The sequence below is a fragment of the Paenibacillus sp. KS1 genome (assembly GCF_001680695.1).
GTDB lineage: Bacteria > Bacillota > Bacilli > Paenibacillales > Paenibacillaceae > Paenibacillus_B > Paenibacillus_B suaedae.
Window position 1 is genome coordinate 1 of the sequence record NZ_MAIS01000044.1, and the last position, 22,333, is coordinate 22,333.

General features: G+C 43.0%; 24 protein-coding genes. 18 read left to right on the forward strand and 6 right to left on the reverse strand.

Annotation, left to right across the window (positions count from 1 at the left end; genetic code table 11):
• Positions 1-216 precede the first annotated feature (216 nt).
• The 9 genes from BBG47_RS15655 (at position 217) to BBG47_RS15695 (ending at position 6,132) form a co-directional block, all read left to right on the forward strand.
• The gene (locus tag BBG47_RS15655) at positions 217-600 is read left to right on the forward strand and encodes a hypothetical protein (protein ID WP_065292457.1); all 384 of its coding nucleotides are present in this window, start codon (positions 217-219) and stop codon (positions 598-600) included.
• A 275-nt stretch (positions 601-875) separates the two neighbouring features.
• On the forward strand, positions 876-1,523 hold the full coding sequence (locus BBG47_RS15660) for a DUF1963 domain-containing protein (RefSeq protein ID WP_065292458.1): 648 nt from the start codon (positions 876-878) through the stop codon (positions 1,521-1,523).
• 100 nt (positions 1,524-1,623) lie between these two features.
• The gene (locus tag BBG47_RS15665; RefSeq protein WP_175400548.1) at positions 1,624-2,124 is read left to right on the forward strand and encodes a hypothetical protein; all 501 of its coding nucleotides are present in this window, start codon (positions 1,624-1,626) and stop codon (positions 2,122-2,124) included.
• An 85-nt stretch (positions 2,125-2,209) separates the two neighbouring features.
• Positions 2,210-2,812: a hypothetical protein gene (locus BBG47_RS15670; RefSeq protein ID WP_139070708.1), complete on the forward strand. Its 603-nt coding sequence runs from the start codon at positions 2,210-2,212 to the stop codon at positions 2,810-2,812.
• 41 nt (positions 2,813-2,853) lie between these two features.
• Positions 2,854-3,045 (forward strand): hypothetical protein, encoded by a 192-nt coding sequence (locus tag BBG47_RS15675; protein ID WP_065292461.1) that lies wholly within the window; start codon positions 2,854-2,856, stop codon positions 3,043-3,045.
• Positions 3,042-3,614 carry a hypothetical protein gene (locus BBG47_RS15680; RefSeq protein WP_065292462.1) on the forward strand — a complete coding sequence of 191 codons (573 nt, stop codon included), beginning with the start codon at positions 3,042-3,044 and terminating at the stop codon, positions 3,612-3,614. Before BBG47_RS15675 ends, BBG47_RS15680 begins: the two co-directional genes overlap by 4 nt.
• 23 nt (positions 3,615-3,637) lie before the next feature.
• Positions 3,638-4,726 carry a serine hydrolase domain-containing protein gene (locus tag BBG47_RS15685; protein WP_065292463.1) on the forward strand — a complete coding sequence of 363 codons (1,089 nt, stop codon included), beginning with the start codon at positions 3,638-3,640 and terminating at the stop codon, positions 4,724-4,726.
• Positions 4,708-4,971: a hypothetical protein gene (locus tag BBG47_RS15690; RefSeq protein ID WP_065292464.1), complete on the forward strand. Its 264-nt coding sequence runs from the start codon at positions 4,708-4,710 to the stop codon at positions 4,969-4,971. The genes BBG47_RS15685 and BBG47_RS15690 overlap by 19 nt, the downstream gene beginning before the upstream one ends.
• Positions 4,972-6,132 carry an acyltransferase family protein gene (locus tag BBG47_RS15695; protein WP_065292465.1) on the forward strand — a complete coding sequence of 387 codons (1,161 nt, stop codon included), beginning with the start codon at positions 4,972-4,974 and terminating at the stop codon, positions 6,130-6,132.
• A gap of 332 nt (positions 6,133-6,464) precedes the next feature.
• On the opposite strand, the gene scfB is transcribed toward BBG47_RS15695, so the two are convergent.
• Positions 6,465-7,844: a thioether cross-link-forming SCIFF peptide maturase gene (scfB, locus tag BBG47_RS15700; protein ID WP_065292466.1), complete on the reverse strand. Its 1,380-nt coding sequence runs from the start codon at positions 7,842-7,844 to the stop codon at positions 6,465-6,467.
• Positions 7,845-7,946: 102 nt separating this feature from the next.
• Positions 7,947-8,096, reverse strand: a complete 150-nt coding sequence (gene scfA / locus BBG47_RS28990) for a six-cysteine ranthipeptide SCIFF (RefSeq protein ID WP_021258244.1) — start codon at positions 8,094-8,096, stop codon at positions 7,947-7,949.
• A 459-nt stretch (positions 8,097-8,555) separates the two neighbouring features.
• Here scfA and BBG47_RS15705 point away from each other — a divergent pair, with 459 nt between their 5' ends.
• The 3 genes from BBG47_RS15705 (at position 8,556) to BBG47_RS15715 (ending at position 11,172) form a co-directional block, all read left to right on the forward strand.
• On the forward strand, positions 8,556-9,962 hold the full coding sequence (locus BBG47_RS15705) for an N-acetylmuramoyl-L-alanine amidase family protein (RefSeq protein ID WP_065292467.1): 1,407 nt from the start codon (positions 8,556-8,558) through the stop codon (positions 9,960-9,962).
• Between the two features lie 20 nt (positions 9,963-9,982).
• Positions 9,983-10,546, forward strand: a complete 564-nt coding sequence (locus BBG47_RS15710) for a GerMN domain-containing protein (protein ID WP_065292468.1) — start codon at positions 9,983-9,985, stop codon at positions 10,544-10,546.
• 74 nt (positions 10,547-10,620) lie between these two features.
• Complete coding sequence (locus BBG47_RS15715) at positions 10,621-11,172, forward strand: cupin domain-containing protein (protein WP_065292469.1); 552 nt, start codon at positions 10,621-10,623, stop codon at positions 11,170-11,172.
• A 175-nt stretch (positions 11,173-11,347) separates the two neighbouring features.
• Here the strand turns inward: BBG47_RS15715 and BBG47_RS15720 are convergent, their stop codons facing one another.
• Complete coding sequence (locus BBG47_RS15720) at positions 11,348-12,055, reverse strand: Crp/Fnr family transcriptional regulator (RefSeq protein ID WP_065292470.1); 708 nt, start codon at positions 12,053-12,055, stop codon at positions 11,348-11,350.
• Between the two features lie 100 nt (positions 12,056-12,155).
• Between BBG47_RS15720 and BBG47_RS15725 the strand changes: the two genes are divergently transcribed.
• Positions 12,156-13,433 (forward strand): solute carrier family 23 protein, encoded by a 1,278-nt coding sequence (locus tag BBG47_RS15725; RefSeq protein WP_368072451.1) that lies wholly within the window; start codon positions 12,156-12,158, stop codon positions 13,431-13,433.
• A gap of 169 nt (positions 13,434-13,602) precedes the next feature.
• On the opposite strand, the gene deoD is transcribed toward BBG47_RS15725, so the two are convergent.
• Together deoD and BBG47_RS15735 are read right to left on the reverse strand one after the other, a co-directional pair.
• Entirely contained in the window at positions 13,603-14,319 is a 717-nt protein-coding gene (gene deoD / locus BBG47_RS15730) for a purine-nucleoside phosphorylase (RefSeq protein WP_065292472.1), read from the reverse strand.
• 158 nt (positions 14,320-14,477) lie between these two features.
• Positions 14,478-15,095, reverse strand: a complete 618-nt coding sequence (locus BBG47_RS15735) for a Crp/Fnr family transcriptional regulator (RefSeq protein WP_083189342.1) — start codon at positions 15,093-15,095, stop codon at positions 14,478-14,480.
• Between the two features lie 359 nt (positions 15,096-15,454).
• Here BBG47_RS15735 and BBG47_RS15740 point away from each other — a divergent pair, with 359 nt between their 5' ends.
• The 5 genes from BBG47_RS15740 (at position 15,455) to BBG47_RS15760 (ending at position 21,661) form a co-directional block, all read left to right on the forward strand.
• The gene (locus BBG47_RS15740; RefSeq protein WP_065292473.1) at positions 15,455-16,486 is read left to right on the forward strand and encodes a BMP family lipoprotein; all 1,032 of its coding nucleotides are present in this window, start codon (positions 15,455-15,457) and stop codon (positions 16,484-16,486) included.
• A gap of 83 nt (positions 16,487-16,569) precedes the next feature.
• Entirely contained in the window at positions 16,570-18,102 is a 1,533-nt protein-coding gene (locus BBG47_RS15745) for an ABC transporter ATP-binding protein (protein ID WP_021255494.1), read from the forward strand.
• A complete protein-coding gene (locus BBG47_RS15750; protein WP_065292474.1) occupies positions 18,099-19,172 on the forward strand; it encodes an ABC transporter permease in 1,074 nt (357 codons plus the stop codon). The genes BBG47_RS15745 and BBG47_RS15750 overlap by 4 nt, the downstream gene beginning before the upstream one ends.
• Before the next feature lie 3 nt (positions 19,173-19,175).
• On the forward strand, positions 19,176-20,126 hold the full coding sequence (locus tag BBG47_RS15755; protein WP_021255492.1) for an ABC transporter permease: 951 nt from the start codon (positions 19,176-19,178) through the stop codon (positions 20,124-20,126).
• 635 nt (positions 20,127-20,761) lie between these two features.
• Positions 20,762-21,661, forward strand: coding sequence for an SDR family oxidoreductase (locus BBG47_RS15760; RefSeq protein WP_065292475.1), 900 nt, complete (start codon positions 20,762-20,764; stop codon positions 21,659-21,661).
• Positions 21,662-21,773: 112 nt separating this feature from the next.
• Here the strand turns inward: BBG47_RS15760 and BBG47_RS15765 are convergent, their stop codons facing one another.
• The gene (locus BBG47_RS15765; protein WP_065292476.1) at positions 21,774-22,247 is read right to left on the reverse strand and encodes a GNAT family N-acetyltransferase; all 474 of its coding nucleotides are present in this window, start codon (positions 22,245-22,247) and stop codon (positions 21,774-21,776) included.
• Between the last annotated feature and the right edge of the window lie 86 nt (positions 22,248-22,333).

Here is a 22,333-nt window from a genome sequence, read left to right on the forward strand (position 1 = left end):
CTATTTACACAAGATATTTTACGCTCTCTTGAAAATTACAAGAATGAATATATTCACATTTCAATATTAAGTATAAATGTATTGGTAATTCGAAATAAGAAAGAGATATTGCTACAAGGCGAGCTTGAGGAGATAAAAAGATACGTTACCAATTTTGTTTTCAATTAGATGTAAAGTTAAATTAGCTCGATTTCGAAAAGAGGAGGAATCAGGAAATTGAAGTTCTATCGCTATGTGCTAAGCATCCCGCCTTTGGATTGGGAGTGTTGCTTTCTTAGCATTGAAGAGTATAAGCAGAGCTTTGCGAATAAGTATAATCAGAATATAGCGTATTACATGCAAGTTATGGGGGATTGTCAACAGCATCTTGGTGATATCGACACCCTCGCTGCTATTACTTATAAAGATCTATGTGCAAGCGTTCATTCTGCTGAGCTGCGTTGTTCAGCTATGATTTTCTCTATACCGAGTGGCGATCAGCGAGGTTCAGCTTTGTTTTGTATCATGTATAAGCTTGAAGATGGCGGGGATACGTTTATTTATTCTCCTGTTCCACTTGTTCATCTAGGGCAAGATCAAGCAGGTGAAGTAGAGCTTTAATGTTTTGAATTCAGAGGTGGCTTGGATGCTACTCAACTGTCACGAGGGTCATCAATAATACGATATGGGACATGTCTCAAATAAAAAAGCTTGCCTTTGGGCAGGCTTTTGACGTTTTAAACACAGTTCATTTTACTGGTAGGATTTAACTCGATTTATGTCGAAGTATGGTGGGAGGATGAACAGGACGTAATTATATAGGAATGTGAATAGCAGGGGGATTAACAGGAGAGATTTAAAGATTCTTAAAGAAACGACAAGGATGTGTTGTAAAGATGTCAGTTGAAATTACCTTTAAAGATGTTGAAAATGAATCCAATGTACCACGGCTTGGTGGATATAGCTTCCTGCCTGAAAATATGGATTGGCCATTAAACCCAGATGGAGATAAATTAACACTCGTATTAAGCTTGCCAACGGATTTTCTTAATAAAACATTAGATGTAAACTTGCCAAAAGAACAGGTACTATCCGTGTTTACAACGTATAGCAAGGATGATTACTTTCTAGATGTAATAACTTTTCATGGTGATAACGAAGAGTTACAAAACATTAGAAAAGGATACACGAGAGTTTTATTACACGAAGTAGGTAATATTCGAAATGAATCAGAGTTCTTGATACCAGCACAAGAGTTCATTTTAGGGGATGAATTGAATTTAGATTTAGAAGAAGAAGTAGATGGAGAAGAGTTGGATGATGGAGAGATTTACTGTGGTTCGTTGATTGGGCATACACCCTCTCTGTTACAAATAGAAGACGTGGGTCTGGCTGATTATCAATTTTGCCTACAAATTTATGGCGGCGATTTCCCTGAAGGGTTTCATGATATATTTTGCGTCAGTGACTCGACCGGATATTTGTTTATAAATAAAAATGTTGATCAGAATAATGCAGGTGTATTTTTTACACAATGCACTTAGAAGAATAACTTTTCAAATATACAAGCTCCCGAACATATATAAAGAAGAAGACGTCATAAGCTCATTCTTTACATATGTTTTTTTGTTAGAAAAGATAGTCATGCAAAAGTTAAATGTCCTTGGGGTGAGTAAAGTGGAATTTGAAATCATAATTAACCCAAATTTTAAGATTGGAATACGTGATCCAGAAGATACAACGATATCGGAAGCACTAGATAATAGGCATGTTAATAACCAACACTTTACAATGAAATGGCATGATACCTCATTAAGAATCAATTATGGAACACAAATAGCCGATGGCATAAGTGATGTTGTTAGGATGTTAGAGGCAATCAAAGAAAGAGAAGAGCGGTTTGTCGTAACTTTCCCAAGTCAAGCATTTTTCGAAACATGGATATGTAAAATTGAAAAATGTGATATTAACATTAATTGGGATAGTCGTGATGGTTATGAGAGCATTACGATGAAAACTGATTTATTTATAAAAGAATGGCTCAAGCTATTGCAGCAACTACGACAGGTCTTGAGAGAGACTGGATATAATGGTACCAATCTAGTAGATTTTGATTTACTTGAAAATCTCGAAAGATTCCATTAGTCAATTTTTTCAGAAAAGTTGGAGGAGCTATGGTAGGCAGACGTCAGTATAGAGCAGGTGGATGAGAGCCAATAGGGAGATGCAAATGAGGGGAAAAACGGATATTTTGAGTATAATAATTTACTACTATAGAGATGAAGAAAGAATGAAAAATCTTTGGTCAAATAAAAAAGAGTTTTCAAAGATTCTCTCTCTAGTAATGGAAGTTGAGCATGATACCTCTCCAACAACGATGTTACAAAGTTGTGCAGAGTATTTTATAAACTTTACTAGTGTTTTTTTAATAAAACAAAGTTCTGATTTTTTGCATTTATTTTCTGAGATAAATGACAGTAATAAACGTGTTTCGTTTATGAAAAAATTTTTTATAAATGATCTTGTTTCTGACAAGATTATTTTTAATGTTTTGAACGATATAGAAGTAATAAAAATAGTAGGCTCTTACAAAGAGTGGATAGAATTGCCTATTGTGATAAGGGCGCGAAAACTTATTACTACATCGAATGATAGTGAAATATCTGTAGACAAAATTATTCCATTAGATTTGGATTTAGATAATAGTTTTCAAGAATATTTATTATCTTGGGCTTTTGAAGAAAAAAAATTAAATAAGGACGGGAATGAATATTTTAGAAAGAACTTTGAAAAAAAGTATAAACACATATGTTCTGTCATGGAACAAGGTTGATATTATTTCTTCATAAAACAATCTTGAAAAGAGGTTTAATAATGGATACAGAAAACGGAAGAATTTACTGTAATATTTATGGCTATTGCGGCAGTGTCTCAGAATGGATAAAAAAATCTGTTGAGCTTTTCTCTAACATTGGTTTTCCGCTTAAAAGTGTTAGCTACGATGTGAACTATCAGAAGTTAGAAGGAAGAGCCTTAACAAGTTTCAGAGTGAATGTAATGAGATGAATGAAGGAAGTTTGGAAAGTTTATTTTCATTTACGATATTCAAGGGCAAAAGCATGAAGGTTCCAAGCTCTTGGGAATATGGGGTAAGGTTTGATAAACCCAGTAGAGAGTTACAGATTTTCTTCAATACAAGCTTAGAAATGAACCATACACAAACTCTTGTAGATCTATTAAGTGCTTACTTAGATGATAAAATAATCAACTTTGGATATTTTTCATATGACACAATTTGGGGCAAAGGTGAAAGTTTAGATTTATATATGGAGAATAATCATAGTTGGTGGCTTGCCTTAAATCCAAGAAATAGGGATGTCCTTTACAATTCTTCACCTAAACTAAGGCATATCTATCCAATCAACATCATAAATCGTGAATTTTTAGAGTATGAGGATGCTACCTTTTCATTTAAAGACTGGGTGAAAAATCCCGAACATGGTGCTTTGGAGGAAATAGGGCAAGGTAATTGGCTGTGGACAGTTCCTGGAGAACGCCTACATGAAATAGGGAAGCTTTTATATGATAAAAAACTGTTAATTGGGGTAAAAGGTCAGAATTTTGGTTTCGTTTAAAGAATAGACTGAGAGGTATACATATGAAAAAATTCTTAAAGATTTTCTCTATTACTATTCTTGTAATTGTAATCGTGTCTATAGGAGCTTTGCTAGTATTTGGACGTAACAACCATAGTAATTTATCTGGAAGCGTTCCTGATAAAATCGATCAATATTTGATAAATGAAAAATTTCAGGGAACCGTCCTAGTTGCAAAGGAGGGGGAAGTTTTATTTACAAAAGGTTATGGATTGGCAGCTACTGATTTACCGAATAACCCAAGCACGCTCTATCAGATTGCTTCATTATCTAAAACATTCACTGCAGTAGCAGTCATGCAGCTAGTAGAAAAGGGACTTCTAAACGTAGATAATCCAATTTCGCAATACTTTCCAGACTTTCCGAATGGAGAGTCTATTACAATAAGTCATCTACTAAGTCATAGCTCGGGAATTCCGGATTATTTAAAGCCGAATTTCAAATTTGACTACAGCAAAGAATGGAATCCAAATGATATTGTAAAAACCGTTAGCAGTTCTGAATTAGAGTTTACCCCAGGTAAAAGCTTTAGTTATAGTAATACTGGTTATGTGATGTTAGGACTTATTGTTGAAAAAGTTAGCGGACAGTCATATGCAAATTACATAGAAGAGCATATTTTTAAGCCAAGCAACATGTTGAATTCTATGTTTACGGTTTCGGCTGATACACCAAAAGCGGAAGGACATGTAAAGGGGGAAGTCGGACCCGTAATGCATAATTCTGCAGCGTTTGCAGCCGGGGATATCATTTCTACAGTTGAAGATTTAGAACGGTTTGACAGAGCCCTGCGTAGTAATTCATTGCTAAGCAAAGAATCATCAGAACTGATGGGTATGACCCATGCTAAAAAGTTTCCATCTCAATATGGATATGGATGGTATACGCAAGATGTCATGGGGAGAAAAGCAGTTGGGCATCCAGGGGGATACCCAAGTGGTTTCCGTCATTTTGTTACACGGCTAATTGACGAGGAATTAACAGTGATCGTTCTTAGCAACGAGATGACGGTGAATTCCAAAAAAATCAACCGTAATCTTACATCCATCGTTCTTCAGCAGCCGATTTGGATATGGGAGGAGAAACTTTAAATAAGGAGAATTTAGTAAAACAGATTAATGGTAATCGAAAAATGACGATAGATCATCACGCTATAAAAACATTTGAAAATTTTGCAGAGATACTAGATTTAAAAGTTGACCCAAGTATTTACGAGAAAAAGATACCCAAAACAAAATACATCAAAATGAAGAATGAAAGTAGGTATTTTCCTAAAGTGGTAAAAAAACATCGATATTATCTCAGTGTAACTTCTAGTGGGAAAGGAGTTTTATAGGTGAAAAAAGAGAGTGATCGTTTATATTTCATCGATAATTTAAAAATAGCTTTAATTATGCTTGTAGTAGCTCACCATGCTGGACAAGCTTATGGACCAGGTGGTTGGTGGTTTTTTTTGGATGATGAATCTATCAATTGGTTGGGCAGATTTTTCTCTGTAAATGCAGCATTTTTTATGAGTTTGTTTTTCTTTTTATCAGCCTATTTTCTCCCCCAATCAATCTCAAGAAAAGGGCCGAAACGGTTTTTAAAAGAACGGCTTATTAGAATTGGTATTCCATTACTACTGGGATTTCTCGTGATGATTCCTATTCTGATGTATTCATATTACGTTAATTTCAGAGATTATGAGCCCATCTCATTTTTTTCTTACTATGTTAATATATTTTTTGGACTTGGTAATGAACCCGCGAATTGGACTGGGCCATCATGGCCTGATATGCAATTTGGCCATTTATGGTTTTTAGAGCATTTACTTGTGTATGCGATTGTGTTTTCGGTCTGGACCTTCTTTACATCTAAGAAATTCACACAAAAGTCTGATAGAAACATTAAGGTTTATCAGATTCTCTCCCTGTGGTTGGTCGTTAGTTTAGTGACTTTTATTACAAGGATATGGTTTCCTATTGATCATTGGACAGCTTTTTTAGGATTTATTCAAACTGAGTTTGCACATGTACCACAGTATGTGAGTTTCTTTTGTTTAGGCATTATGGCTTATCATCGCAAATGGTTTTTAACTATGAGTGCGAGAGCAGGATACATCTGGCTTGTTATTGGAATATTAATAGTGACCATTTTGTATTTTGGAGGAAATACGATAGATCCTTTTCTTTTAAAGGGTGGACAAAACTTCGGTTCGTTGGCTCGATCATTAATTGAGACGTTACTGTGTATTTCACTTGTAATCGGTCTTCTAATTTTATTTAGAGAGAAAGTTAACGGCGCTAATCGTTGGTCAAAAATGTTAGCAAACAATGTATTTGTTGTTTATTTCATCCATATCCCAGTAGTTGTCTTCCTTCAATATACATTGAATGACCTACCAATATCAGTCTGGACTAAATTTTTTATAACGGTATTTTTAGGAATCATTCTAAGCTTTTTGCTAAGTCATTTTGTATGGCGAAAGATTCCATACCTCAAAAAAATGATGTAAAAGGAAATAATTTTTAGATAAGTGAAAAAGCCAGCATTAATGCTGGCTTTTGTCTTAATAGGATAATGATGTGTCATAAAAATAATGCTTCTTGTTCAACTAACATCTATCTTGTTGGTTCAAATTGGTTCAAGTAATGTCAATTGCAATCCTTTGCCATACATTTTTATCCATATAACAATTCCCAAAACGTTGATATAAATGGATTATGATGTATTCAATACACTTAGAATATATCTGTATATTTCTCTAAACGTTAGGATAAAAAAAGATAGTAGGGATATTCAATCCTTACTATCTTTACTCCTAATATTTACACGTCTATCTACATTCTACACTTCACTCTCTTCCAACTCTCGAATCGACTCGGCGACCTTGGCCATCATGGAGCATTCAATCCGTTTGCGGAAAACGTCACAACTAAACTCATAGGATCCGTTGATGGAGCCTGTCGCATGCAGGGCATTGGCAGGGCAGCCGCCGCTGCAGTAGAGCTTCGCCCAGCAATTCTGGCACTCCGGCTTTGTGTAGCAGTTGCTCTCTTTGAATTGGCACTGCAGCTCAGGTCGCGTGACGCCATCCCAGATGTTGCCCATGCTGTAAGCTTCATCCCCGACGAACTGGTGGCAAGGGAATAGTTCGCCCCATGGCGTAACGGCAAGATATTCTGTGCCTGATCCACAGCCCGTAATTCGCTTCTGGATGCAAGGGCCTTCCGAAAGATCAAGCATGTAATGATAGAATGTAAATCCTTTGCCTTGTTCACTGCGCTTAATCATTTCCTTGGCGAGAATTTCGTACTGATTATAAATCTCCGGGAGATCCTTCTCGGTAAGCGCATAGGGTTCCCGTGGATCACAGATGACAGGTTCCATCGAGATTTTGTCAAAACCAAGATCTGCAATATGGAAGATGTCATTGGTGAAGTCGACATTATTCCGCGTATACGTTCCCCGCACATAGTATTCCTGGTCTCCGCGCTTTTGGATGAATTCCTGGAACTTCGGTACGATAGAATCATAGCTGCCTTTGCCGGTCACGGTTGTGCGCAGCCGATCATGAACCTCTTTTCTTCCATCCAGACTTAAGACGACATTGTACATTTCCTGATTTAAAAACTCGGTAACTTCATCGTTGAGCAGCATGCCGTTCGTTGTGAAGGTGAAGCGGAATTTCTTCTTCCATTCCTTCTCCTTGCTTCGTGCGTACTTTACAATCTCTTTGACGATTTTCCAAGCCATAAGCGGCTCTCCGCCGAAGAAGTCGATGTCAAGGTTACGGTGATGGCCCGAATTTTCGAGCAGATAATCAATAGCTCTTTGTCCAACCTCTACGCTCATAATTGCTCGATCACCATTGTACTTCCCTTGGCTGGCGAAGCAATACTCGCATGACAAATTGCAAGTATGCGCGACATTGAGACAGAGCGCCTTCACATACGTTTTACGTGTTTTTAAGTGAATAGACAGATCCTCATAAGCATCCTCTGTAAAAAGCTGCTCATTCTTTATAAGTTCCTCGACCTCTGATATTGTATCTCGAATGCTTTCTTCTGGATATTGTTTTTCCTTCATTAAGTCCAGGATTTGTTCGGGTGTTTCCTGTTCATAAAGCGCAATGATCTCATACGCCAGGTCATCAACAACATGCACTGAGCCACTATAGGTATCGATCACGATGTTGTATCCGTTCAGTTGGTATTGATGAATCATACTGCGAATCAAGCTCCTTTTTGTCTACAAATTGCAGGTGGTATCCGTAGAAACAACTTCGCCGTCCTTGGAAGGACGGCGGTGAGTTTCATTGCCTATTTGTTATTTGTTCATTTCATTCTCACAACGTTGATTGGCTACGCCGCAGGAAGTCTTGCAAGCAGACTGGCAAGATGTCTGGCATGCGCCGCATCCGCCGTGTTTTGCAGTGTCCATCAGTTTGCGTGTGCTTAGTGTTACGATTCTTTTCATCTTGAATAACTCCTCTACCATTTCGTGAATTCGAATAAACTTGCTACGTTGAACTATGGTAGCAACAACTTTGGAGGTTCAACAATCAAAAAGGTCACACCATTGATTGGTGTGCATATAATTATGCTTCGATTAACCCTATCTATTAGCCAATCAGAAAATAAATGAACACTTTTGCCAACAACATGGAAGGGGATTCACCTATACTTGTAGAATATTGTATGTCAAATAATTGGAAATTTTGATAGAAGATACGAATACCTATATTCGGTGCCGGGAGGTGAATGGTCGACTTACGAGACTCGAAATTATTTGCTCAATAGTAATTTCATATCAATCAATTACTTATTCATTTTATAGATGCAGTCGAGAGGATCATGGTGTGGTTTTACATGGGTGGTTGGTCGTAGATGTGATCATGAATAACAATTCCGAAGCAGAATGAGACAGAGGTGTAATATGAAGAAATCCATACTTTTTATTCTATTTAGTGTATTTTTTCTGATCGCTTTACCGAATCATAGTGATGCGGCAGCTAAGCAAACGAAAATTATTTTGGATGGTGAAGAGTGCGTTCTTCCTGAGAATGCTGACGTCGTAAATCTTAACAATAACGTGATGATTCCCATTCGTGTAGTTGCGGAAAACCTAAAGTTTAAAGTGGACTGGCATCAAAAAACGCAAAATGTGAAAATACAGCAAAACGCCAAGGTGATCTCATTAGCAGTTGGTAAGAAAGAAGCGTTAGTCGATAATGAACAAAAAACGTTGAATCTCGCCCCTCAAAATATAAAAAACACAGTGGTTGTCCCTATACGATTCGTTAGTGAAGAGATGGGGTTAAAAGTAGGCTGGAATAACGTAGACAAAATCGTCACGTTGGATCGAATCAACCCGGATCCCTCTCCTCCTGCAACAGGTGAAGAGTCTGAATCGGAGTTACATCATGTGAATGACATTCAATTTGCAAACAATCAACTGGTTCTTTCTTTAGATCAAGAGGTTACGCCAGTAATCTCGCAATTGACGAGCCCAGATCGGATCGTTGTTGATCTGCCTCATACTGCATTTGGAGGGTCTTTGGCTGAATCCCTCGGTTCTAAATCGGTAGGTAAATTAGATTTAAGTGGGGTACCCAATGTTACGGAAGTAAGATATTCGTTATTTAATCAAGACCCGGCTCAGATTCGAATTGTCATTGAGTTAAATCAAATAAGCAATGTACAGTATACTTCCGAATGGATCGAAGGCCAATTAATTGTTGATCTGAATATGAATGGTGATCTCATTACTACCAATCCCGATGCTGTGCTTCCTCATTCAGGTGCCAAACTCGTAGTTATCGACCCAGGTCACGGCGGAAGCGATCCGGGAACATCGGGTTATTCGAATCAAGTTGAGAAGGACTTTACGTTAGCGTTGTCCTTGAAAGTACAAGCACTGCTCTTAGAGGAACCTGAAATCAAAGTTGTCATGACTCGTGAAACCGATGTATATCCTACTCGTACAGAACGTGTTCAATTGGCCAATACAGGTAAGGCGGATGTATTTGTATCGATACACGGCAACAGCGTGAAGGATTCACCCAAAACGACAGGTACAGAGACGTTCTACTATCAACGAAGCAGCAGTAAAAGTCTGGCTGAAGTGATTCATAGGCATTTGATCGAGGCTATCGGGCTAAAGGATCGTGGTGTGAAAAATGGCGACTTGCAAGTCATTCGAGAAACAACAATGCCGGCAGTCCTGTTAGAGATTGGATTCCTAAGTAACCCTGAAGAAGAAGCAGCACTGTTATCAGATTCTTTTCAAGATAAAGCTGCTCAAGCTATTGTTGATGGAATCAAAGAATATTTGGGGAAGTAAATCGGTGAGGATGTGCTGGTATGAAGCAACGTATGTCGATTACGATTTTGATATTGGTTATCGCAATAGTAGCGACAGCCTGTGGAGGCAAGCCTGTTACAAAATCAGGGGCGGCTTCAACGTCGAACGAGGGGATTTATTCGCCCGCAAATGGAACGGATAAGGCAGTAGATAAAGCTGAAAATCAAACGGAGGAGATTGTCGTTTACTTCGTGGATTCTCAAGTAACGGAGTTAAAGCAGAGTAAGCTGCAAATTCATTATTCGGATAGTCTGGACAAATATAAGAAAGTATTTAAAGCTCTGCAAAGCAACAATCCTGCTGATCTTCTATCCCTATGGAATAAAATCGAGTTAAACGATATGAGATTCAACGAGGGGGTTTTAACAATAGATGTGCATATTCCAGGCGAGGCGAGATTAGGAGCTGGCGGTGAACTGTTGGCTTTGGATGAGCTCAAGGAGACTCTATTTCAATTTAAGGAGATCGAGAACATCGAACTTCTTAGTGATGGAAAAGCTCTAGATAGCTTCATGGGGCATGCTGAACTGGAACATCCCATTTCTCGTAATAAGGCTAAGTAAGAAATATGCGCCTCTATATGGGCAGCTGCATAGGATATACGGTGGTGATGAAAAACAGTACGAGGAGAATGAATATGTATCCGAGCAATTACCAACCGTGGCATTATCCTTCTCATTATCCCCAGGGCAGCATGAATCGGTGCTATAGTTGGAATCCGTATGATTATAGCTGGAACAATCATCAGTGGCCTTTTTCAAGAAGCAATATGGTGTTGAAGGATTACGGAGGTCAGCCGTTCGTCGTTGATATTGAGCAGGCAGCCGAGCAAAACAAGACATATCGTACGGCTCTGTGGACGGGAGAGCACTTGCAAGTGACGCTGATGAGCATTCCGGTCGGAGAGGATATTGGCCTGGAAATGCATCCGACTACCGATCAGTTCATACGGATTGAAGAAGGGCAGGGGCTTGTGAGGATGGGGGAGAGTAAGGAGAAATTGGACTTCGAGCAGCACGTCGATGGTAATTATGCCATTATGATCCCGGCAGGCACATGGCACAATATCATCAACATCGGGAATAGACCGCTTAAACTCTACTCGATCTATGGCCCGCCTAAGCATCCGTTTGGAACCGTCCATCCAACGAAGGCGAGTGCCATGGCCGCAGAAGGCAGCCATAGCTGAAATATCTCGTTATGGAGCCGAAATGATGAGACTAGTTGTTATCACGCTCCACCAAGCGATAAGCGAGGTGGAGCGTTTTTGCATTTATGATCCAGTTCACAAAATAAACGTTACGGGCGTAACTGATACGCCTCCGGTTCTTTTGATATAGTAAGGCTGTAAGCCAACGTGGTCATTACCACTTCCGAAGTGCAGGGACTTCCTCTGTTTCCTCGCACATCTGTTCTAGCTTCTGTAAATTGACGATATATATAAATTTCTGACGAATGTCGATCAATCCTTCGCTCTGAAAGTCACTAAGGGTTTTGGAGATGGATTCACGTGTGATCCCCACCATATTGCCGAGCAGGGCATGATTGATTTTCATATCAATCTTGTAAGCGGTTCCATCTTCTTGACCAAAATTATAGTATAAGTCCATAATTTGATTTGCGACTTTCGTTCGCACATCACAGAATGTCATATAACGGATCATGCGATTCAAGACGCGCACCCGTTGAAACATAATCCCATATGCTTTGTGGAGAACAGAAGGATATTCCTTAATGATTTGCAAAAAATCAGGCTTACTGATCTGCCAGGCAATAAGCGGTTCCAGCGCTTCGATGGTGCAGATCCGATGGTTATCGCCAGAAATGGCTTCGGCTTCGCCGAATATTTCACCCGCGAGTTGAATGCTGAGCACAACTTCCTTCCCATCTTGAATCCGGTATATTTTGACTTTGCCGGTTCGAAGAATGAAGATCTCATCGCTATGGTCATTTTCAAACATGAAGACATGATTTTTTTTATAATGACGTTCTTTAAGCATTGGTGCGATACGTGCAGCTAAATCACCAGGTGGAATCTCAGAGAAAAGTGGGATTTGAGCAATGTCTATCATACGTTCAGATCCTTTCATAGTGAGATCAGCACTATTGTATCATGGTTTGACCGTAAGTAATAATCAGGAATAATTGGATGGAGGAAGAGGAGAATTGAGGGTGCAAGCGAAGGAACTGTTCCAAATTCGGGACACCGAGACCAATATACGTACGGAAATGCTGGCGGGTCTGACTTCATTTATTACGATTGCCTATATTATTGCGGTTAACGGGGCTATCTTAAGTATTGCGGGCATGCCGTATGAAGCCGCGACAATTGCGACCGTACTGTCTTCCATAGTTGGATGCATGCTGATGGCATTCTGGGCGAAATCACCGCTCATTCTGGCGCCAGGCATGGGGGATAACGCGTTTTTTGTCTTTACGTTGGTGGCCTCCTTCGGCCTGACGTGGCAGCAGGCACTGGCAGCGAGTTGTATCGCAGGTGTTCTGTTCTTTGGCATTTCGATGACGAGAAGCGCCTTCTATTTGTCGCAGACGATACCCGAATCGATGATACGAGCCATGACGGCAGGCATCGGATTGTTCATTGGATTTCTAGGATTGAAAAATGGCGGCGTTATCGTACCCAGTGAGAGTACGTTCGTGCAATTGGCGAGCTTCAGCGATCCGTATGCGTTAACGACTCTATTGACGCTTGCTCTCGTAGTACCGCTGTTTTTGCGCGGGGTGAAGGGGAGCTTCCTGATTGGAATCATTGCAGGAACACTGATTGGGGGAGTTCTTGGGATTGTCGATTTCTCGAAAATGGATAGCTTCACGTTCTCCATGGCGGGGTATGAGCAGCTGCTATTTGCTTTTGATTTTAGCCTGCTGAGCAGCTTTCATTTCTGGATTGCCGTGTTTTCCTTATTGATGGTTATTCTCTTCGCGAATATGGGGGCGCAGTTAGGCATGCTGCCGGACCATTCGAAGTTCAAGCGTTCATTTCAAGCCAACGCGTTATCTATCATTACGGCATCCATGCTCGGATGCAGCCCGACGACTACGGTTGCTGAATCCGCAACAGGCATTGCGGCAGGGGGGAGATCTGGATTAACGCCATTTATCGCAGGTTTGCTGTTTATTCCGGCATTGTTCGTTGTTCCGATCTTGAAATTGATCCCGAATGCTGCGATTGCACCTGTGCTTATCATTGTGGGCTGTTTGATGATGCAAGGGGTCAGACATATTCAGTGGGATGACTTGACGGAGGCTTTTCCAGCATTTCTGATGATGCTCGTGATGCCGTTATCATTCAGTATCGTGAATGGGATAGCATGTGGTTTCATTGCTTATCCGATGGTCAAAATCGTCACGGGGCGGCGCTCTGAAGTCACGGCAGCCATGTATGGGATTGCGGTATTGTTCTTGATCTATTTTATCGTGAGACAGTAAAAGATTTTTGTGTAAATTTTTGTCTAAATATGGTAAACTAGGCGGAGAGGATGGTTGGAGAGGGGGACGTGCCGTGGGATTGATTGCCATCACCCGAATATGACGCATCGCGTATGCTTATGCCTGATGCGCCCATATTCGGGTTTGTTACGGTTACGGTGAAGCAGCATTACCCTTGGCGGATCGCTGTCTCCAAAGCGACTTCAATCATATCGTTGAACGTCAATTGCCGCTCTTCGGATGTCGTCGCTTCACCTGTTAGGATATGGTCGCTTACTGTGAACATAGCAAGTCCGTTGATTTGATGCTTCGCCGCCAGCGTGTACAATGCTGCAGTCTCCATTTCAACAGCCAACACGCCGTAAGCGCCAAGCTTCAGCATCGTTTCCTTGTCATTGTCCTCTGTATAGAAGATATCAGAGCATAAGATGTTCCCTACACGCAGATTTAGTTTCTTCTCCTTGCCGATATCGTACGCTGTCTTGATGAGATCGAAGTTCCCAATCGGCGCGAATGCATAACCCGGGAACCGGTTCGTATTAAGCGAAGAATCCGTACATACCGCTTGGGCGATAAGCACGTCGCGCAGCTTCACATCATGTTGAATCGCGCCGCATGTTCCAATGCGAATGATCGTCTTCACATCATAATCTTGAATCAATTCTGTTGCGTAAATCGCGAATGAAGGAACTCCCATCCCAGAACCTTGCACAGAAACAGGCTTCCCTTTGTATGTCCCTGTGAACCCAAGCATCCCGCGGACTTGGTTATGGCATTTCGCGTTTTCCAAGAATGTCTCAGCAATATACTTCGCGCGCAGCGGATCTCCAGGCATTAAGGCAACGGGTGCGATTTCACCTTTTTTAGCTTCTATATGTACACTCATTGGAACGTACCTCCTTTTTCATTTTCAGCGCATGAATCATGAAAACGCTTTACTCCAATACCCTATCATACGTGTACACATCAATTCAGTAATGCAAGCTATCGCTTTTCTGTGAAGTAGATTACAAAAAAACAGTGCAGCGTTTAACTGAACTTCTTCTACGCTCCATCTATAATCGAGTTGTCTCCAGCTTTTGTGTACCACCTGCGCTGGTCAGGCGAATGAGCGCATACACGATCGCATATGCTGCGAAGCGTGGGGAGATCAACAATTTTGATCGTTTTCTGTTCAATCGAGATAATCCCTTCATCTTGGAAGTCCTTTAATACTTTGGAGACGGACTCGCGGGTTACACCGAGCATATTAGCAATGACATGATGCGTTAATTTATAGCCAATTATGTAAGCGGATTCACCTTCGGCTTTCCGTCCTAGGTTGCAATACAGGTCATAGATGAGGTTCGCCGTCTTCAGACGAGTGTCAAGGAAGGAGATGTACTGGGCTTTGCGATTAAGAATCCGGATGCTCTCTACGAGCAGCCAGTAACAGCGTCGCAGCACGCTGGGATACTCGTCCAGAATGGTCTGGAAATCTTGCTTCTTCAAATACCAGGTGTGCACGGTTTCCATAGCAGCGATGGAGGCAATGCGGTAATCATCATAATGGATGGCTTCGATCTCGCCGACGACATGGCCAGGGAAGGCAACGCCATATATGATTTCTTTGTCTTCGAACAAGCTATATATTTTAATGGATCCGGAGCGAATAAGGAACACATCGCGCCATTATGATCGCTCTCGTAGATAATAGCTTGATTCTTGCGGAATTGCCGTTTGCTGAGCATAGGCATAATACGCTCTACTGCTTCATCTGATAGTTCTTCAGAGATTGAAATGCTTCTTATGTCTGTAATCATCATAGATGCCCTCACTTTCCAATATATGTGGCATGTTAGAAAATCACTGAAATCACTGAAGCTAGTCCATAAAAGATAGATTCATAGAGTAGAGCCGTGTTGAAACGAAGCTTTTTACTGTTCATTATGACCGTGATGCGGCTGAAATTTAAGGCAAGTGAAGCCCATTACCGGTAATGAAAATAGATTTTCACAAATAATGTGTCGGAGGGTCTAGAGATGAAGAAAAAGATGAATCTTATACTTGTATTCGTATTGATGGTTTCCATGGTGTTAACCGCATGTGGTGCAAAGAATGAATCCAAGAGCGGAGCTGGCACACCTGGAGAAACTGGCGGCAAAAAGCTCAAAATCGGTATGGTTACTGACTTGGGTAGCGTCAATGACAAATCCTTCAACCAGAATGCATGGGAAGGATTGCAGAAGTTGAAGGCTGACTTTGGATACGATGTCAAATACGCGGAACCCAAACAAGATTCTGAAGTCATCCCAAATTTGAATCAATTCGTCAAAGGCGGATATGACCTCACATGGGCGACAGCTTATACATTGGATGGCGCCATAACGCAAATTGCCAAAGAAAACCCGGATGCGAAGCTTGGCATCATTGATTCCTCCATTGTTGTGCCAAACGTTGCAGCTGTTTCCTTCAAAGAACAAGAAGGGGCCTACTTAGTAGGGGTAATCGCTGGCTTGATGACCAAATCGAATAAAATTGGCTTCGTCGGCGGCATGGAAATCCCTCCAATCCAACGCTTCGCAGCCGGTTTCCGTGAAGGGATCAAAGCCGTAAATCCGAATGCACAATTATCCGTGAACTATACAGGGCAATTTACGCGCGTTGATATGGGGAAATCCGCTGCGGCAACGATGTACAATGACGGGGCAGATATTATTTTCCATGCTTCAGGATTGACAGGCAACGGCGTATTTAACGAGGCGAAAGAGCGTGTCTCCCAAGGGCAAAAAGTATGGGTTATCGGGGTAGATAAAGACCAATCTTTGACGTTCGGCGATGAAGTAACCTTAACGTCCATGATCAAGAAAGTTGATGTCGCTGTCTATGAAATCTCGAAGCAACTAGCAGAAGGCAACTTCCCAGGCGGTAAAGTGACGAACATGGGTCTCAAAGATAACGGTGTTGACATTGCACCAACATCCACTAAGAACGTTCCGGCAGATGTATTGGCGAAAGTAGAAGAATACCGCAAAAAAATTATTGATGGTGAAATTGTCGTACCAGAAATGTAAAGCAAAGAACCGATTGGAACCGAAAAGCTCCCCTCGCCTAATCAGCGGGGGGTTGTTTCTGGAGGAGGAAGGAGCCAAGTCTAATGGTGCATACAGAGACGGTATTGGAGTTAAAAGGAATCACAAAGCGATTTGGTGACGTCGTCGCGAATGAAGACATCTGCTTTGCCTTGAAGAAGGGCGAGATTCATGCATTGCTTGGTGAGAATGGTGCGGGCAAGTCGACATTGATGAATATCGTATTCGGATTGTATCAGCCAACAGAAGGCTCTATTTGGGTCAACGGACAAGAAGTGATTATGGATACCCCGAACCGGGCGATTGAGCTGGGGATTGGGATGGTGCATCAACATTTCAAGCTTGTACAGCCTTTTACGGTCACTGAAAATATCATTCTCGGCATGGAACCGAAATCCGGTCTGAGAACCGATTTGAAAAGTGCTTCAGCTAAAATTCGGCAATTATCGGAGCAGTATGGCCTAAATGTGGATCCTGCTGCCAAGATTGAGCATATTTCAGTAGGAATGCAGCAGCGGGTAGAAATCTTGAAGACGCTGTACCGCGGCGCAGATATCGTCATCTTGGACGAGCCGACGGCGGTGCTGACTCCTCAAGAGATTACGGATCTGCTTGCCATTATGAAGCGGCTTGCGAGTGAAGGCAAGTCCATTATTATCATCACGCACAAGCTGAAGGAAATTATGGAGGTTGCGGATACGTGCACCATTATTCGCCGGGGGCGCGTGATCGACTCGGTTATGGTCAAGGATTCCAGTCCTCAAGAATTGGCTGAGAAGATGGTGGGCCGCGAAGTGCGGTTCAAGACGGAGAAGGCTCCAGCCAATCCGATGCAGCCTATTCTAAACGTAAACAACTTACACGTTCGCAGGGATAATGGACAATTTGCGGTAGACGGCCTCTCCTTCCAGGTTCGTGCGGGTGAAATCGTCGGCATCGCGGGGGTCGATGGGAACGGTCAAACCGAGTTAATCGAAGCATTAACAGGCATGCGGCGTGTAGAATCGGGCGAGATTCAGTTGGACGGCGTCAATGTCGTGAACAAGACTCCGCGTGAGGTTGGCCGAGCTGGAATGTCGCATATTCCGCAGGATCGCCATAAGCATGGTCTGGTGTTGGACTTTACCGTGCCAGAGAATGCAATCTTGCAGACCTATGATAAGCCTGAATTGACGAAGGGCGGACTTATGGATCACAAAGCTGCGTTAACGCTCGCCGAGAAATACGTGAGATCATTCGATATCCGTATTCCCGGATACGAGGTGCCGGTACGTGCAATGTCCGGAGGCAACCAGCAGAAATTAATTATCGCGCGGGAAATTGATCGGCATCCCAAGCTGTTGATCGCCGCGCAACCGACACGCGGCCTCGATGTTGGAGCGATTGAGTTTGTCCATAAGGCGCTCATTGCGGAACGCGATAATGGCAAAGGCATCCTTCTCGTATCCTTCGAATTGGAAGAAATCATGAACGTGGCTGATCGAATTATCGTGCTCTTCAATGGTCAAATCGTAGGAGAAGCTCGTCCGGAAGAGACCAATGATCAAGAGCTAGGATTGATGATGGCGGGCAGACGACAAGGAGGCGAATCGAATTGAATCGTGTGAACAAGCTTCTGCGTCAAGAATCGATCTGGATACCGGTCATTTCCATTGTGATTGGGATTGTCATCGGCGCGATTGTGATGCTGATTGGCGGATATGATCCATTGCTTGCCTATTCTTCGTTGATAGATAAGATTTTCGGTAGTGTCTATGACGTCGGTGAAACGCTGCGTTCTATCGTCCCACTGATTCTATCAGGTCTCGCGGTTGCGATCGCATTCCGCGGCGGGATGTTCAATATCGGGGTGGAAGGGCAGATCGTGATGGGCTCTCTCGGGGCCTTGATGGTCGGAAATATGCTGGAATTGCCGCCATTCATTCATGGGATCGTAGCGATACTCGTCGGAACCTTGTTCGGTGGAATATGGGGGGCACTGGTCGCCATATTCAAAGTCAAACGCGGGTTGAATGAAGTTATCTCGTGCATCATGCTGAACTGGATTGCCCTATATATTAGTCATATTGCAATCAAATCGTACATGGCTGAAGCAGGCACATCCCGTTCACAAATGATCCATGAATCTGCGGACATCCAGATTCCGTGGTTATCGGATCTGCTCAGCGGGGCTCGTATTCACTGGGGATTCTTCATCGTCATCTTCATCCTTATCGGTTATTACTATTATATGAACCGCACTAAGAAGGGCTATGAGATTCGTGCAGTAGGATACAATAGGCATGCTGCGGAATACGCAGGGATGAATGTATCTAAGATTGCGATTCGTACGTTCTTTATCTCCGGCGCGCTTGGCGGCTTGATTGGCACGTTCGAAGTGCTCGGTGTATTTAAGTATATGGCGATTACGCCTAATACTTCTGGCATTGGGTTCGATGGAATCGCGGTAGCCCTTCTCGGCATGAACACGGCAGTTGGGGTAACCTTGTCCGCAGCTCTATTTGGCGGCTTGTATTATGGTGCGCAAGGAATGAGCTTCGGTGCCGATGTGCCTCCTGAAGTGATTAAGATGGTAATCAGTATCATTATCTTCTTCGCGGCAGCTCCAGGAGCCATCCGCATGTTCATCAAGATGTTCAAACGCAAATCGAAGCGGGAGGAGGGGTAAACCATGGATATTCTAGCCAATCTATTGAATGGAACATTCGTGTTTGCCACGGCATTGATCTTTGCCGCACTCGGCGGGGTGATCGTCGAACGTACCGGTGTTATTAACCTGGGACTTGAAGGGTTTATGATATCGGGAGCATTCGCTGCTGCGGTTACGACGCATTATGCGGAGAGTGCGGGGCTTGGTGGTGCTTCGCCTTGGTTAGGTCTCCTCGGTGCCATGATTTTCACGCTGATCTTCTCCGGCATTCATGCACTTGCTTCGATAAAATTTAAAGCAAATCAGGTAATCAGCGGGATTGTCGTCAACTTGCTGGCGGCGAGCTCGACGTTCTTCATGGTAAAGCTCTTGTTCGATGGAGCAGCGGAGACGCCGATCATTGAGGTGTTTTTTAAATGGTCCATCCCATTGTTGAGTGACATTCCGTTCTTCGGAAAAGCATTCTTTACGGCATATCCAACGACCTATATCGCTTATATTTGTGTATTCGTGGTATGGTTCGTCATGTACAAGACGCCGCTGGGCTTGCGGATGCGCGCGGTTGGGGAACACCCTGGGGCAGCTGATACGGCAGGTGTGAAGGTCAATCGTCTTCGTACGTTATCCATTCTGGTTGGGGGATCCATCGCTGCCCTAGGAGGCGCAACGGTCGCCTTAACGGCGAACAGCAGCTTCGCGCAGAGCACGATCTCCGGTCAAGGCTTTATTGCCCTTGCCGCGGTCATCTTCGGGAAGTGGAACCCAATAGGGGCGTTTGGCGCAGCGATTTTCTTCGGATTTGCCCAAGCGCTCAAGGATCAGGTTGTCATCTATGATTGGGCGAAGACGATACCGACCGAAGTGTTCTACATGCTTCCTTACCTGTTGACCTTGCTGGTGCTTCTCTTCGCAGTTGGGCGTACGAGCGGACCAACCGCACTCGGAGAGCCGTACGATCCGGGGAAAAGATAGAGTTTATTTCGATTTCGTCCATGTGAAGAAAGTATAAGAAAATATACAGTATCCCCTCAGAGGTAAGTGGAGCAACCAATCCCCTCTGAAGGGGATTTTTTTATTTGAAAGTCTATATTCGAATCATCTGTTAAACTGCACACAGTTTCCTAAGCTTCTCTAAGTGAACAGGACAAAATTCCGCGGTTCTTTGCATCCTTAGCAGGTATAATGGAGGGAGCGTGCTGCCCTAACAAACGGAACATGAAGACTGGTCAGGATAAAGGCAATGTTGAAGGTGTTAGTTAGTTTATATTTGGTTGAAATTTCCTGACGTCTTTGTTACAGTATTGGTATCTAACAGGAACGGAGGGTTATGTGTGATAGATTGTTCCCGATAAGCCAACCATGCAAATTGCATTCATTGGTTCTTTGTTTCTCTGCCTGTCAGCAGAGCAATCGGGATAAGTCTGTCCATATGCCGTCTAGTTCATGTCTTGGCGAGTGTCGCGAGGATTTGCCTGCGCTTTTTTATCGAGGGCTTCTTTGGCGCTGTTCGAACATGGACTTATACAGGGATATTCCTACCCGATTATAGTTGGCACAGGCAGAGCATTTGTCTGTGTTTTTTTATTTTGGTTAGGGGGGGATTTCCTATGACAACACAGGAACTGTTCAATCCTGAAGATCGGAAGAATAAGAAGAGACGCGTGTGGCTGATTACGGGCGCCAGCAAGGGGCTGGGCTATGCATTTGCCAATGCTGCGCTAGAAGCAAGGGATCAGGTTGCAGCCGTCGCCAGAACCGTCGGGAAGTTAGAATCACTGAAAGAGCAATACCAAGATGCACTGCTATTTTTGCGGCTTGATATCCGGGAGCGGGAATCTGTATTTGCAACCGTAAAGGCGGCGGTAGAGCATTTCGGGCGTCTTGATATTGTCGTGAACAACGCGGGCACGATGACGTTAGGCATGGTCGAGGAACTGAGCGAAGCTGATGCAAGAGATCTTATGGAAACGAATTTTTTCGGGGCGCTATGGGTCTCTCAGGCGGTATTCCCTTACTTGCGTGAGCAGCGGTCAGGGCATTTGATTCAAATTTCCAGCATAGGGGGAGTAATCTCAGGTCCAATGACAGGCATGTATAGTGCAAGCAAATTTGCACTAGAGGGCCTAAGCGAAGCGTTGGCGCAGGAAGCAGCCCACTTTGGGGTCAAGTTGACGCTCGTGGAGCCGGGCGGATATTGGACGGACTTATACAGCACGATGAGCTATAGCCAGCCATTAGAGGCTTACCATTCTCTTCGAGAAGAGCTAGCCCAACAGTATGCGGAAAGTTCGATAGATAGCGATCCTGCATTGGCTGCCGAAGCGCTTATGAAGCTGGTGAATAGCGAGAACCCGCCTTTGCGGCTTATTTTAGGAAGCGCGATTTTTGATATCGCCAGAAACACTTATAAGGAACGCATTACGACTTGGGAAGCGTGGGAATCAGTGAGCAGAGCGGGGGAACAGGGGATATCCGTCCCGCCGAAGGACGGAGCCACCGAGGTGTAAGAAGTAGCGTACGCGATGCTTATCGTCAACAAAAAGTAGGAAGCCGTTTCTCGGTATGTACTGGGAAACGGCTGTCATTTATCCAAACTATGTCGCTTATTTAATGGAGGATTTACTTGATAGAGATAACAAACAGCACTCTGCTTCCGCCTCTTCCGTCATAGTTCGTATGTACGGGCACCCCATCTATCTCGCCGTCTCCTTCTTCGATTCGGAAGCCCATCCGCGTATGAAATGCGATCGAAGTCGTATTAACGGGTGAAGTCACACAGCGGACGATATCGCAATCATATTGCCGTACGGCATCGAAGAACGCTTCGTACAGCCTTTTCGCGATCCCGGACTTTCGATGATTCGGGTGAACACCGATAAAATGAATATAAGCCTCGTTCGGATAGGTTTGCGACACGAACCCAATTAAGAAGGCGACCATTTCCCCGTCTTGTTCTGCAACAAAGCTCGTTTGTTGAAAATGGACAAAAAACAATTTTGGCAGCATGTCAGACATATTTCTGCCGCCCCACCAATCGTTAAGAACAGAAATTACACTGGTATAATCGGATGTTCTCACTGCACGAATGTTCATAATCAGCACCTCACTTATGCGAATAATAGATAAATTTTACCATGAATTAAGAAAGGGAGCTGTATATATTCTGTGGTCGCAAGATT